Raw genomic sequence first — 12746 nt, 5'->3', positions numbered from 1 at the left:
GCCGAACTACGCAGCCGACGCCGCCGGCTCGCCGAGCCGGGCGGCGGCAGTGCGCCAGGCGGCCGTCACCGCCGCGTGGGCGTGTCCGGTACGGATGACGCCGTCGACCGTCGGCTCGACCGGCAGCCCGACGTGCACGTGCAGGTCCGGGCGACGCAACGGCGCCGTGAGCAGGCCCCCGATCTGTTTGGCCCTGCTTCCGGAGGTGACTCTGCGCGCACCGGCCTGCCCCACGGGCACGACCGCGGCCCCCGTGCGCTGCACCAGCCGGGACAAACCGGAACGGAAGGCGCCAGGGGCTGCTTCCGCGGCGTCCGCCCGGCGCGGGAGCCCGCCCTCGGCGTAGATCAGGACCAGGCGTCCGCGCTCCAGCGCCTCGACGGCCCCGTCCAGGGCACTCGCCGCGCGCCGGTCGCCGCGATGGACGGGGATGTGCCCCTCGCGGGCCAGCATGCGCCCGAGCACCGGCACGCGCCACAGCCCCGCGGTCGCCATGACGACCGGACGGGCCCCGAGGCGGTGCAGGGCGGCGAGCACGACGGCGGGGTCGGCGAGGGAGGTGTGGTTCGCGGTGATGATGCTGCCGGGGGCCAGTCCGGCACCCGGATCGGCCGTGACCGTAAGGCGTCCCACGGCCGGAACCAAAACGTCGGCGAGGCGGCTGAGCATGTGTCGGTCCCCTGACTCCGATGATGTTGATCTGCATCATCGGACACGGGAACGCCGCGGACCTGAGTAGCCGTACTCATCCTGCCCGGGACCCTCTCCCACCCGGCACCTCAACCGTCCGGAACCCAACCCACGTGGCACCCCAACCCGCCCGGGGCGAACCGTCCGATGCACCTCACCGGCCGACGGAACTTTCGTACAAGACAGGACCGCCGAAGTCGGCGACGGTAAGGGCATGCGCAGACACCAAGCGGGGACAGCCCCTGCGGATCGCGATGCCGAGAACGGCTGGGAGGTCGCCCGCCCCGTCGGCGGCACGTCCCTCGACGGCGTACGGATGGCGGGGTTCCGTGACCGCGCCGCTGCCGGGCTGGACATGCGGGTGCTTCCTCAGCCCGCCGTCATCGTCGTCATCGGGCTCGGGGACAGCCCGGTCACGGTGGAGAGTGCCACCGGGCGGCAGCCCATGAGGAGCCTCGTCGCCTCGATGTCGCCCGGCCGGGCCCGCATCCGGGGCGAGCACGTCGAGTGCGTCGAACTGTGCCTGTCACCCCGGGCCGCCTACGCCCTGTTGGGCGTCCCGCCGCGCGAACTGGACGGAGCCGTGCACGGACTTGAGGAGCTGTGGGGGCAGCACGAGCGACGCCTCCGCGAGCAACTGACCGATGTTGCGACGTGGCAGCAACGCCTCGCGCTGACAGACGAGTTCCTCGCGAAGCGGGCTGCGGGGGCGCCGTCGATGTCGCCCGAGGTAGCCGCCGCCTGGGACACCATCGTGGCCCGTCGGGGTCGGATACGGGTCGGTGACCTCGCCGCTTCCTGCGGCTGGAGCCGCAAGCGGCTGCGGTCCAGGTTCACTGCTCAGACCGGCCTCACCCCCAAGCGTGCCGCCATGCTGGTCCGCTTCGACCATGCGGCCCGAGCGCTCGGCGCGGGCCAAAGCGCCGGCGACGTCGCCCTGGCGTGCGGTTACGCCGACCAACCGCATCTCCATCGTGACGTACTGGCCCTCGCCGGGTGCACGCCGGGCGCTCTGACCCGCGGGAGTACGTCCGCCACCTGACCGCGCCCACACCGAAGGGACCGGCCACAGGCACGAGCGCCCACGCCGGTTCCTGCACGTACCACCACACCAGGAGAGGCAACACCTGTGACCCACAGCGATGTCCGAGCAGCGAGTACGGCCGACCACGAGCTGATCGTGCGGCTCGCGTTCGGGAGCATGGCCGCCCAAACCCTGCGCGCGGCACTGCGGTTGAGGGTGATGGAGCTGGTGGGCGACGCCCCGCGCCGGGCTGCCGACGTGGCCGCCGACGCCGGAACCGAATCCCTGCCCATGACGCGGCTGCTGCGCGCCATGACCGCGCTCGGCCTGCTGACGGAACACGCCCCCGGCGCCTTCGCGGCGACCCCGGCGGGGGCACTCCTCGACTCCGGGCGCCCCGACTCCCTCGCGTCGTTCGTACGAATGTTCACCGAGCCGACGATCGTCCGTGCCTGGGAGCATCTGGACGACAGCATCCGTACCGGCGAGATCGCCTTCGACCGCGTCTTCGGCACCGACTTCTTCAGCCACCTCGCCCAGCACCCCGAGCTGTCCGCGGAGTTCAACGCCGCGATGGGCCAAGCCGTCTCGGGGGCCGCCGCCGCGCTCCCGTACGCCTTCGACTTCGGCCGGTTCAGCACGGTCACGGACGTCGGCGGAGGCAACGGAACCCTCCTGGCCGGTGTGCTCGACGCGCATCCGGGCCTCACCGGTGCGGTCCTCGATACGGCGGAGGGTCTCAGCGAGGCGCCAAGGACTCTGGAGCGGCACGGGCTGCACGGACGCTGCTCCTTGATCGCCGGGGACTTCTTCCGCTCGGTCCCGGGCGGCTCGGATCTCTATCTGATGAAGAGCGTCCTGCACGACTGGACGGACGACCAGGCGGTGGCGATCCTGAGCAACTGCCGCAAGGTGCTGCCGCCCGGCGGGCTCGTCCTGATCGTGGAGCCCGTACTTCCCGAAGTCGTCGACACCGGCGCCGACGTGACCGACGGCGGAATCACGTACTTGAGCGACCTCAACATGCTGGTGAACGTGGGGGGCAGGGAGCGCACCCGCAAGGACTTCCAGGACGTGTGCCGTCGCGCGGGCCTGTCCCTCACGTCGGTCACCCTGCTCACGGATGCGGCACCCTTCTCCCTCATCGAAGCCGCGCCCTGCTGACGGCTGGCGGCGGGCCGCAGGGCCCGTCACGGCCATGAGCCGGGCGGGCCGCGGCCGAAGCCGGAGTCAGGGCTGCCGCGCCCCGGTGTTCGACGCCTTCCACCCGGGCTCGTCGAGCTGGTCGGCGAGATCGGCCAGGTCCACGGCGTGCAGATCGAACTCGTCCGAAGAAGTGGGCGGGTCGCCGACAGGACGTGCGACGTAGGCGGTGCGCATGCCGAGGCCCTGTGCCCCTCGCAGGTCCCAGGCGTGGGCCGCGACCATCAGGAGCCGCTCCGGCGGCAGTCCGGAGACCGTGACGGCCAGTTGGTAGACCGCTGGGTCCGGCTTGTAGGTCCGGGCGTCCTCGGCGGACAGGGCCTGGTGCCAGCGCAGTCCGGCGTGGGCGTTGAGTCGCAGCAGCGCTGTACGACTCGCGTGGGAGAGTCCGATCAGCGGGAACCGTTCGGCGAGGCGGGCGAGCCCCGGCACGGTGTCGGACCACGGCGAGAGCCTGCGAGCCGAGAGGGCCAGCGCCGCCACGGCAGCCGGGTCGCCGACTCCGGCGGCGTCGGCGACGAGCCGGGCGGCCTCCAGGTCGAGGCCGTCGCTGGCGAGGTAGGGCCGGATGCCGTCGATGATGCGGCGTTGCTCGCCGTCGATGTGCTGCTGCCACAGCGACAACAGCTGCTCGACCTCGGGAGCGTCGAGAGCGGGGGCGAGTTCGCGAATGCCGGCACGGATACCGGCAGGTTCGTCGACGAGCGTGCCGAGGACGTCGAACACGACGGCACCGATCTCTGGCTCTGACGGGAGAGCTGACATGAGAGAGGTCTCCTGGACGGAAGCAGGGGCGTAGGGGCGGCTGTTGCCGGAACGCGCCAGGAGCCCCCTGGCATTCCCTCACCGGCACGGGCTGCGCGACCCACACGTCCACCACCACGCCCGGCGAGCACCATGCCCGGCGAGCCCGACAACGCAGAACCGGTGTCCCGCCGAGCACGCCCAGTCGGCGTCCCGGCGGCTCGGCGTCCCGGCGGCTCGTCGCCCCGGCGGATCGGCGGCTCGTCGGCTCGGCGGCTCGTCGGCTCGTCGGCTCGGGAAGTGGCGTGGCCGTCCATGCTCCGGCCGAACGGGCCCCATCACGTGGGCGGCGGTGGAGGTTGTGGCAAAAAGGGAAGGCGGGAGCAGCTCCAGCACTGGCAGGATGTCGGCGCTCTGCACCCGAGGAGAAAGGCCGCCACCACCATGGCTCGTGCCGTTGCTTTGATCCGCTCCGCCTCCCTGTCCGATGTCGCCGAGTACGCCTACGCGGCCACGGCGCCCGCCGAGGCACGCCTGATCTTCCTCGCCGGGGCGTGTCCGCTGAACGACGACGGGTCCACGGCGGCGATCGGGGACTACGCGGGGCAGGCAGCGAAAGCCATCGAGAACATGCAGGCGGCTCTTGCTGCTGCGGGGGCCTCGCTCCAGGACGTCATCAGTACTCGGGTTCTCGTCGCGTCGACCCGGCAGGAGGACCTGGTGGCCGCCTGGCAGGTGGTCCGGGACTCGTTCGCCGACCATGACGTCCCCAGCACCTTGATGGGCGTCACGGTGCTCGGTTACGACGCCCAACTCGTCGAGATCGAGGCCGTCGCCGCCGTGCTCGATTCTTGAGACCTCTGCATCGGACGCCGCACATGCGGAGTGGCTCACCGTCCGTCGGGGCGTTGGCCGTCGAACAGGCTGGGACAAGCGGCCGGCCCGCCTCGGCCGGCTGACCGGCCCGGAGGTACGGACCACGGGACGGGGCTCCCTGCCCCGTTCACTCCGGAGGTAGGGGCGGCGCGACAGGACTCTCTGCCCTGTTCGCTCCGGAGGCACGGACAGGGTGAAACGGGCCCCTTGGCACGTTCACTCAAGCCGCGCGAGGGCCTCAAGGACCTGGAGTGTGCCGTCCTCCCCGGCGAGGGCCGCGGCAAGCTCGCGGGAGCGTGCGCGCAGGGCGGGGTTGTGGACGGCCTCGGTAAGGGCAGGGGCGAGGTGTTCCGCGGTGAGCCGCTGGAAGCGCAACGGGGGCGGCGCGACGCCCAGGGCGTGCAGGCGGGCTGCCCAGAAGTGCTGGTCCAACTGCACCGGGACGGGGACGGCAGGAACCCCCGCTCGTAGCCCGGCCGCGGTAGTGCCCGCGCCCGCGTGGTGGACGACTGCCGCGGTCCTGGGAAACAGCCAGGCGTGCGGCACTTCGCGCACCGTGATCACGTCGTCGTTCTCCACGTGCAGGCCGCTCCAGCCCGCCTGGATGATTCCGCGCACCTTCGCGCGGCGCATGGCGTCGGCGAGCAGAGCGCTCAGTGCCTGGGCTTCGGCGGTCACGCAGCTGCCGAACCCGGCGAAGACGGGTGGCGGTCCCGCGCCGAGGAAGTCCAGCAGTCGGGCGTCCGGTTCCCATCCCGGGTCGGGCCGAGGCCACCAGTAGCCGCAGACCTTGTGCGCCGGGGGCCAGTCCGCCGGACGGGGTACGACCCGAGGGCTGAACCCGTGCAGGACCGTACGCCCGCGGGGCAGGCCCAGCAACCCGCCGAACCACCGCCTGGGAAGACCGAATTCGCGGCGCAACGCCCCGGCGGCCGGAGCGAAGATCCGATCGGTACCGGCCTGCAGGGCGTACGCGGCCAGGCGGTTGCCGTGCGTTCCGAACGAGCGGGCACCGGTAACCAGCGGCGGAAAGGCGCCGGTGGGCTGGACCGGTTGGAGGTAGACCCCGATGCTCGGCAGCCGAAGCGCCTCGCCGAGCACCGCACACAGGGGGTCGGTGACCGTGGAACTCAGCACGACATCAGCGCCTTGCCGTACGGCATCCGCCACGCCGACGGCCAGCGGGGGCATGAAGTCCCGCGCCATACGGGCCACTCGCGCCATGGCAACAGGCGGACTGACCGCTCTGGCCAACCCTTGACCGGCCTGCGAGGCCAGCTCCTGGCGCGGGTCGACAGGCAGGGCACGGTACCCGAGGCCATGGGCGGTCACCGCAGGCCCGAAACGCTCGTGGGTCGCCACGGTCACGTCGTGACCCGCGGCACGCAGCCGCGCCCCCAACCCGGTGTACGGGGCGACATCGCCCCAACTCCCCGCTGTCACGATCAGTACGCGCACCGGTACAGCATGACAGAACGGGGGGCAGCGGGTCGCTTCCACACACACGATACGAGCCCGGCACACACCGCTCCGACCGGCCCGGCACAGCGAAACCGGCGAAGGCCACCAAGCCACCACGAGGCCGCCAGTCCACGAGCAGCGAGCAGCGAGCAACAAGGCAACAAGGCAACAAGGCCAGGCATAATCGCCGAGTTCCGATCCCGTAGACGACAAGGAAGCCCCCCGTGAGCCGCCCCTCGCACCAGCACTCGGCTGTGGCCGTCCTGACCCTCGGGCTGCTCACGCTCACCGCGTGCGGCACCATGCCCACAGGCGCAGGAACCGACCCGCCGCCTCCGACCGCCCTCGCTTCACCGACGGCCCCCGGTCGCACGGCGTCGGAGCGCGCCGCCAAGACCGCCCACGACAGGAAGTTCCCGGACGTCGCGGCCCGCTGCAAGAGCGGCGACGGCGCGGCTCCGACCGCCGCGCCGGACAGGCCGGAGCCGGTGCCCAGCGATTCTGAGGCTGCCAAGTACGCCGAGAACCACGCCTTCAAGCAGCAGACGCGGCTCACGCCCGAAGCACGCTGCCGCGGCGAGGCCCATGCTCGACGCATCGAGAAGGCACTCACCGGCCCGGACGCCGCGGCCTTCGTGCAGGAGGCGGAGCTGGTCACCGCCCTCACCCGCCTCGGCTACGAGTCCGACGACGGCAGCGTCCACCGAACCGGCCACACCCTCGGCTTCTCCTACCTCGTCCCCGGGATCGGCCCTTGCGTCACAGGACAACTCGGCCCCCGAGCCACGTTCGAGGCCCACGGGGCGTACCTGGAGGGCGGCTGCACGGAACCCCGCGGCGGACATTGACCCACGAGGGCGCCACGGCAGAACGGCGTGACCCTTGACTGCCGTCTGCAGCATCCACGGCCCGCGCGGCGCGGAAGGAGGGCCGGGCTCCGGAGTGTTCGTCTCGGGGCGGTCTCCTCAGCGCCCTCCAGGCTGGAGCCGGCATAGTGCTCTGACCGCATAGGTCCGCCGGGTTGGGCCAGGCTGCGACCACCGCCTGATCGACGGCCGAGTCACTGCTCAAGGCAGCGGACCAGGAATGTCAGTCCCTCTGGGCTGCTCAACCGCACAACACGGCGACCGGTTTCCTCGAACCAGGTGGCCGGGCCTTGGCCGTAATCGTGTGCGCGGGCGACGACGGTGTCCGGATCCTCGACGTCGACCGCAAGTTCCCACTGCGGGGCGGATGCACTGGGTCCACGTGTGGCGATGAAATCGGCGCAGTTCAGAGGTGTCCCCGTCGTCTTGTCGTAAAAGTGCCGGGCTTTCTCAGGCTGGTCGCACGTCAGGACCATGCGGTGCGGGGCACCTGCCAAGTGGGACGGGAATTTCCATCCGGTGAAGTTGCGTGGCTGCCATAGGGAGAAGGCGGCGCCTACTGGATCGATCAATGTCGCCATGCGCCCCTGGTCGCCCGCGTCGAAGGGAGGCACGACAAGACGAGCGCCGTTCACCGTCGCCGCTTCGGCACGGCGATCGACGTTGTCGACTGCGAGATAATAGGCGATATGGGCGGGTATTCCCGGTGGATAGACCGGGTTCGCCAGGTCGCTCACGCTGCCGATCAGGTGGCCGTCGATGGCTATCTTGGTGGCCTTTCGCCAGTCCTTCTCGTCCACCGCGAAGCGCCAGCCCAGCGTCTTTGAGAAGAAGGTGGCGGTGCCGGCTGAGTCACGGGTTTTGAGGTCCATCCAGCAGAACTCGTTCAATGAACCCAGACGGGTCGTCATCCTGTGCTCCTTGTCGTCGTCTCGATGCTGGGTATCGGGTGCTCGGACGACTCCGCAAGAGATTTTTGGCTGCGCTGCGGGGAAGGGGCGGCGGCAAACCGGTTCCTACCGCACCGATTCGAGCCTTCGCAGGCGTGTCCAGTCTTCGCCGGTCTGGATCAGGCTGCGGCCGTCAGGGGGCGTCCGCCCCAGCGAATGCCCTTCTCGCTGCGGATGCGGGCGCGTTCCCTGCGCTGGGCGGCCAGGACGTCAGGGGTGGCGGGCGTTGGCGTTGCGCCAGCGCAGGTAGGCGTGCAGGGCCCGGGTCTGCGCGGGGTGGCTGCGGTGGTGGGAGTTGGCGAGGGTGAACTGCCGCAGCGGGCCGAAGTGGGCCTCGATCGGGTTGGCCCAGGAGGCGTAGGTCGGGGTGAAGCACAACTCGACCTTTGTTCTTCTTCGCCCAGCGGCGGATGTCCGCTCCGGTATGGGCGGAGAGGTTGTCCAGAATGATGTGAATCGGGGCGCCGTCGGGGCGGGCGGCGCGGATCGACTTCAGCGCGACCAGACTGTTGGCGGTGCCCTTGCGGCGGCGGTTCACTCCCCACAGCGTGTCGTCGCCGACGGAGTAGCAGCCGTGGAAGTAGGTGACGCCGTGGGTGCGGCGGTAGGTCGCCGGCAGGCGGTCGGGCCTGCCCTGCTTCGCCCAGCAGGAGCCTGCGGTGGGCCGGATCCCGAGGGGGCCGAACTCGTCGAAGGCGAAGACCCGGCCCGGGAAGCGTTCCAGTACCTCTTCGATGCGGTCGAGCTTGGCGTCACGGTCGGGGTCGGGCGACTCCTTCCAGGTCTTGGTGCGCTGGAAGGTGATGCCGCGGCGCAGGAGCAGGCACCGTAAGGCTTCACGGCCGATGCGGATGACGCGGCCGTGTACGCGGCGCAGGTAGGCGGCGAGTTCGCGGACCGACCAGCGGGTGAAGGGCTGGCCGAGCTTGGTCGGGCGGGCGGTGGCCGTCAGGACGACGAAGTCCTCGTCGTCAGGGCCGAGTTGGCGGGGACGGCCTCCCGCCCACCGAGGGTCCAGACAGGCCAGGCCGATCTCGTTGAAGCGGTGGATCACATCGCGGACGGTGTCCTCGTCGGCCTGGACGAGCTGGGCGATCACCGGGACACGGTTTCCGCCGGCCGAGGCCAGCAGCATCATCGCCCGCCGGTAACGCACCGAGCTGGTACTGCCCCGGCGCAGGATCTGCTGCAGTTTCTGCCCTTCCTGATCGGTCAATCGGCGCACCCGCACAAGCTCGGCCACCACACCTCCAGCGGTCGGAACGAACGTCGCCATCCAACCGCTCCGAAGGCCCACCCGGCGAACCAATGCGGTCAGAGCAGTAGGCAGCCCGCTCCGGCAGGGGGCCGTCGCGGGTGCAGCCTGTCCTAGAAGGAGCCGGCGCGTGCAGCCCGCCCCGGCGGGGACGGTCCCGAAAGCGCCGGCAGCAACGGGCAGATTCCGGGGACCCCGCTTCGCCGCGAATGTCCCCCGTCCGGACCGTCGTGGCCGCGGAGGGTCGGGGACGGTCACCGCGTAGAGGGCGTAGCGGTCGCCGTAGCTGCCGCCCAGGTGGACACCGACGACGCACTGACGGCCGGGCACAGCTCGCGGCAGCCTCAAATTCGCGGCGGGGGCGGATCGGGAGTGCACAGGGCGCGGGAGGGGGGTTGAGCCGCACTGCCACCAGATGTGGCCCACCCGTCCCCCGGCGGCGAGCCACCGGTCGAAAAGGCTGCGCCGAAGGCCGCATCAGCGGGCCGCACGGGATGGCACGCCACTGTCCGGTCGTTGGCCTCGTCTCTTCCGTACGTAGCCGACACCGGACAAATCGGCGTTGCGCCGGCGCCGAGACGGTGGTCCGGCCAGGCAGATCCGTCAGGTCTCGTAGCGCTTCCAGAACTTCACGGCGCCCTTGGGATTGTTCGCCGAATTGGACTTGTGCGCCAGCAGACAGAGGTAGTGCTTGCCATTCAGGGACGTGCGGTCGTTCACCGCGTACTGCTGGTTGACTTTCCACGCCGAAAATCCTGCGGCCATGCGAGGGCCCCCTTCCCGTGGTCGGCACGCTGCCGACGTCGGGAATCATCCCACGTATGCGTGGCGCGTTAGCCCTACGGCCCGTCGTCGTGGTGGACGACGATGCGCGGGTGAGCATCATCGTGCAGTTCTTCGTGGCACCGGACGACACTTCGGCGCGCGTGGAACACGGACCCGGTGTGCCCCGTCGCGCCTGGGGCGGTGGGTCACGGCACAGGGTCTTGTTCGGCTCGCCGCTTCGCGGAACGATTGCTGATCAGAACGCACACGAAGACGAACACGGTGGTGGCCGCGACAATGATCTGCCCGGCCTCGGCCCCTCCGGCTACTCGCCACACCAGCAGGACGGCGCTCAGCAGCAGCATCGGCCAGCACAGCACGCGGACCCACCTGGCCCCTGGTTTGGTCCACGTCGGCGGTCGGTGACCCGGCATCCCGCGCTCCCCTCGGTCTCTTCCTCGCTGTTGACCACAGAACGGGTACCCGCGGCCCCCACCCGCACGCGCTGCCACACCCGGCGGGCCCCCACCTCTCCGCGCCGGTGCGCCCCCGCACTTCACGCGACGCGGGACATCGCGCCGCGACGGCTGCCACCGCGAACGTCTTCGACGGGGCCACCGTGGCAGCCGCACGGGACGCGGCACGCACGCTCAGGCCTCGTCAACCCTGTTGCTCGGGCTACGGCTTCCCCACGGCACCCTCCGCGCCGACTCCGCGCCGGAGGCCGACGGGAGTGCGGAATCATCCGTTGGCCGGCGGGTCGTCGGCAGGTCCCGTGCTCGGCGGATCGGGGAGAAGAGCAGGATCAGTGCGGCGAGCGGAATCCCCGCTGTCGTGAGGGCCATGGCGGTACGGAGGTCGAACGCGGTTCCGAGAACGCCACCGAGAAGCGCTCCGACGGGGATCGTTCCGTAACTGAGGAATGCCGTACTCGCGGTGAGACGACCGAGGAGGTCCGGCGGACAGTAGCGCTGCTGGAAGCTCGCCTTGAGGATGTTGCCCGCGACGACGCCCGCGGAGACGCTGAAGCCGCCGAGTACGAAGAGCACGACCCCCGCCCCGCCGACGGTCAGCGGGATGAGCAGACCCAGCGTGGGAAGGCCCAGCTCGCACACCAGTGTCGCGCGGGCCGTACCGATCCGGTGGGCGACCCGGCGTGCGGCGAACGCCCCGGCGACGCCTCCGGCACTGGTGGCCGCGATGAGTGCGCCGACCGTCCCCGGGGAGAGACCGACGCTCCGCACCAGAAAGACGACTTGGATCGATTGGTATCCCATCAGGGCCAGGTTGGAGGCCGCTCCGAACAGGGTGAACGTACGGAACCAGGGGTCGATCGCCACCAGGCGCAGACCTTCAAGGACTTCGCCGACCAGTGAGGTGCGGCGACGTCCGGGTCCGGCGGTGCGCGGCTCACGATGCCGGATGCCCGCGAGACACAGCAGGGAGACGAGGAACGTCGCCGCGTTGGCGAACATCCCGTTCACCGCACCTGCCAACTGTGCGATCAGCCCGCCGGAACCGAGCCCGGCGATCTGCGCGGCGGACGCGCTGCCGTGCAGTTTGGCGTTGCCCTCGGGCTGGTCGTCGGGTTCCAGGATGCTCGGGAGGTAGGCGGTGTAGGCGGTCTGGAAGAACACCGCGGCCGTGCCGGTCAGCAGGGCGACGGCCAGCAGGAGCCCGATGCTCAGCCGGCCCGACCATGCGGCGAGGGGGACACCGGCGTAGAGCACGAGGGAGACCGCGGCGGCGGCCAGCATGATCGTTCTGCGGCGCGACCGGTCCACCCAGACGCCGACCGGAAGACCGACGACCAACCAGGGAGCCCAGGCCGCGGCGCTCAGCAGACCGACCTCGAAGGTGCTCGCGTCCAGGGTGGAGACGGCGATCAGCGGCATCGTCACGCCGGTGACGGACGCGCCGAACCTCCCGGCCGTCTCGCCGCACCACAGCAGGCGGAAATCGCGGTGGCGACGCAGAAGACCACCGCGTACGCCACCGCGTACGCCACCACGTACGCCACCACGTGCACTCCCGCGGCTGCCCTCCCTCATGCCGTGCCGCCCTCCTTGCGGGGAAAGGACTGCAACTGCACGACGACCGGCAGCGAGTCCGGGGCCGGTTCGGCATCCGGCGCCGGGGTATGGCGTGCGATGACGGCCATCAACTCCGCGTTGAGTTCCTCCAGTTGTTGTGGGGTCATCCGTAGCTCGCTCCAGTCCGAGACGGTGCCGGCGCTCCGCCACGTGTCGTCCCAGTCCTCACCGAAGTACTTCACGACCCGGCTGAAGTACTGCTGGGCCAGTTCGTGCAGGTAGACCGAGAGGGCGCCCCGGGTGTCGGGGTCGTCGCGGAAATCAGCGGTGTTCAGCTCGTTCGGGACGTCGACCCGTTTCCACCAGCGCTCACGTTTGGTGCCGCGTCCGGATTCCTCCTCGATGAAGCCGTGCTCGGCGAGGTGACGCAGGTGCCAACTGACGGTCCCCGTGTTCTCTCCGAGGCGTTCGGCGAGCCTCGTGGCAGTGGCGGGGCCGTCCAGACCGAGCAGCTCGTAGATGTTCATGCGCAGCGGATGGGCCAGCCCGCGCAGGCTGCGCGCATCCAGACGCCGGGCGGGTCCGGCGGGCTGGGGCACGCGTTCGGGTTCTTCGGACATGAGGTCAGGATATGTTGCAGAGGGTTCTCTGCATAGGAGTCTCTGCGAAGGGAACTCTGCCAACCATCAGCGTGGCCACGACTCTTGACGACCCGCGCACGCAATGGCTCGGCTGTGGTTGTCCGCCCATGCGCCGTGGAGAACGGGCGCCTACTCGTGCGCTCGGGGCTCTCCGGGGCTTGACCTGCGTCGGCTCGTACCGCTGGGCGGCCTGGCGGTGTGACCTGATGACGCGTCAGTCTCGTGTGTGATCAGCTGA

Annotated in this window: 12 protein-coding genes and 1 pseudogene; 4 read left to right on the top strand and 9 right to left on the bottom strand. The window is 70.5% G+C overall.

What is annotated here, in order from left to right; translation table 11 throughout:
* Positions 1-6: 6 nt before the first annotated feature.
* Positions 7-669: a lysophospholipid acyltransferase family protein gene (locus tag ACQPZG_RS03450; protein ID WP_433544253.1), complete on the bottom strand. Its 663-nt coding sequence runs from the start codon at positions 667-669 to the stop codon at positions 7-9.
* Between the two features lie 235 nt (positions 670-904).
* Between ACQPZG_RS03450 and ACQPZG_RS03445 the strand changes: the two genes are divergently transcribed.
* Both ACQPZG_RS03445 and ACQPZG_RS03440 read left to right on the top strand, forming a co-directional pair.
* Entirely contained in the window at positions 905-1732 is an 828-nt protein-coding gene (locus ACQPZG_RS03445) for a helix-turn-helix domain-containing protein (RefSeq protein WP_433544252.1), read from the top strand.
* An 87-nt stretch (positions 1733-1819) separates the two neighbouring features.
* On the top strand, positions 1820-2878 hold the full coding sequence (locus tag ACQPZG_RS03440; protein ID WP_433544251.1) for a methyltransferase: 1059 nt from the start codon (positions 1820-1822) through the stop codon (positions 2876-2878).
* A gap of 66 nt (positions 2879-2944) precedes the next feature.
* Here ACQPZG_RS03440 and ACQPZG_RS03435 read toward each other — a convergent pair whose 3' ends face one another.
* Positions 2945-3682, bottom strand: coding sequence for a haloacid dehalogenase type II (locus tag ACQPZG_RS03435; RefSeq protein WP_433544250.1), 738 nt, complete (start codon positions 3680-3682; stop codon positions 2945-2947).
* A 423-nt stretch (positions 3683-4105) separates the two neighbouring features.
* On the opposite strand from ACQPZG_RS03435, the gene ACQPZG_RS03430 reads away from it, so the two are divergent.
* Positions 4106-4516: a RidA family protein gene (locus ACQPZG_RS03430; protein WP_433544249.1), complete on the top strand. Its 411-nt coding sequence runs from the start codon at positions 4106-4108 to the stop codon at positions 4514-4516.
* A gap of 237 nt (positions 4517-4753) precedes the next feature.
* Here ACQPZG_RS03430 and ACQPZG_RS03425 read toward each other — a convergent pair whose 3' ends face one another.
* Positions 4754-5995 (bottom strand): glycosyltransferase, encoded by a 1242-nt coding sequence (locus ACQPZG_RS03425; protein ID WP_433544248.1) that lies wholly within the window; start codon positions 5993-5995, stop codon positions 4754-4756.
* A gap of 227 nt (positions 5996-6222) precedes the next feature.
* On the opposite strand from ACQPZG_RS03425, the gene ACQPZG_RS03420 reads away from it, so the two are divergent.
* Positions 6223-6846 carry a hypothetical protein gene (locus ACQPZG_RS03420; RefSeq protein ID WP_433544247.1) on the top strand — a complete coding sequence of 208 codons (624 nt, stop codon included), beginning with the start codon at positions 6223-6225 and terminating at the stop codon, positions 6844-6846.
* 212 nt (positions 6847-7058) lie between these two features.
* On the opposite strand, the gene ACQPZG_RS03415 is transcribed toward ACQPZG_RS03420, so the two are convergent.
* The 6 genes and pseudogenes from ACQPZG_RS03415 to ACQPZG_RS03390 form a co-directional block, all read right to left on the bottom strand.
* Positions 7059-7775: a VOC family protein gene (locus ACQPZG_RS03415; protein ID WP_433544246.1), complete on the bottom strand. Its 717-nt coding sequence runs from the start codon at positions 7773-7775 to the stop codon at positions 7059-7061.
* A gap of 158 nt (positions 7776-7933) precedes the next feature.
* A pseudogene (locus ACQPZG_RS03410) lies at positions 7934-9057 on the bottom strand (IS630 family transposase).
* A gap of 615 nt (positions 9058-9672) precedes the next feature.
* Complete coding sequence (locus ACQPZG_RS03405) at positions 9673-9834, bottom strand: carbohydrate-binding protein (RefSeq protein WP_433544245.1); 162 nt, start codon at positions 9832-9834, stop codon at positions 9673-9675.
* Positions 9835-10040: 206 nt separating this feature from the next.
* Positions 10041-10214 carry a hypothetical protein gene (locus ACQPZG_RS03400; RefSeq protein WP_433544244.1) on the bottom strand — a complete coding sequence of 58 codons (174 nt, stop codon included), beginning with the start codon at positions 10212-10214 and terminating at the stop codon, positions 10041-10043.
* Between the two features lie 270 nt (positions 10215-10484).
* Positions 10485-11885: an MFS transporter gene (locus ACQPZG_RS03395; protein ID WP_433544243.1), complete on the bottom strand. Its 1401-nt coding sequence runs from the start codon at positions 11883-11885 to the stop codon at positions 10485-10487.
* Complete coding sequence (locus tag ACQPZG_RS03390) at positions 11882-12487, bottom strand: helix-turn-helix domain-containing protein (RefSeq protein ID WP_433544242.1); 606 nt, start codon at positions 12485-12487, stop codon at positions 11882-11884. Before ACQPZG_RS03390 ends, ACQPZG_RS03395 begins: the two co-directional genes overlap by 4 nt.
* Positions 12488-12746 lie beyond the last annotated feature (259 nt).

This window comes from Streptomyces sp. CA-294286 (genome assembly GCF_050947155.1).
GTDB lineage: Bacteria > Actinomycetota > Actinomycetes > Streptomycetales > Streptomycetaceae > Streptomyces.
The sequence above is the reverse complement of the archived record's forward strand: the minus strand, read 5'-3'. Positions and strand labels throughout refer to the sequence as shown.

Coding starts and splice junctions, on each gene's coding strand:
- ACQPZG_RS03445 (WP_433544252.1), top strand. CDS start 905: ATGCGCAGACACCAAGCGGGGACAGCCCCTGCGGATCGCGATGCCGAG.
- ACQPZG_RS03405 (WP_433544245.1), bottom strand. CDS start 9,834: ATGGCCGCAGGATTTTCGGCGTGGAAAGTCAACCAGCAGTACGCGGTG.
- ACQPZG_RS03395 (WP_433544243.1), bottom strand. CDS start 11,885: ATGAGGGAGGGCAGCCGCGGGAGTGCACGTGGTGGCGTACGTGGTGGC.
- ACQPZG_RS03435 (WP_433544250.1), bottom strand. CDS start 3,682: ATGTCAGCTCTCCCGTCAGAGCCAGAGATCGGTGCCGTCGTGTTCGAC.
- ACQPZG_RS03430 (WP_433544249.1), top strand. CDS start 4,106: ATGGCTCGTGCCGTTGCTTTGATCCGCTCCGCCTCCCTGTCCGATGTC.
- ACQPZG_RS03390 (WP_433544242.1), bottom strand. CDS start 12,487: ATGTCCGAAGAACCCGAACGCGTGCCCCAGCCCGCCGGACCCGCCCGG.
- ACQPZG_RS03415 (WP_433544246.1), bottom strand. CDS start 7,775: ATGACGACCCGTCTGGGTTCATTGAACGAGTTCTGCTGGATGGACCTC.
- ACQPZG_RS03450 (WP_433544253.1), bottom strand. CDS start 669: ATGCTCAGCCGCCTCGCCGACGTTTTGGTTCCGGCCGTGGGACGCCTT.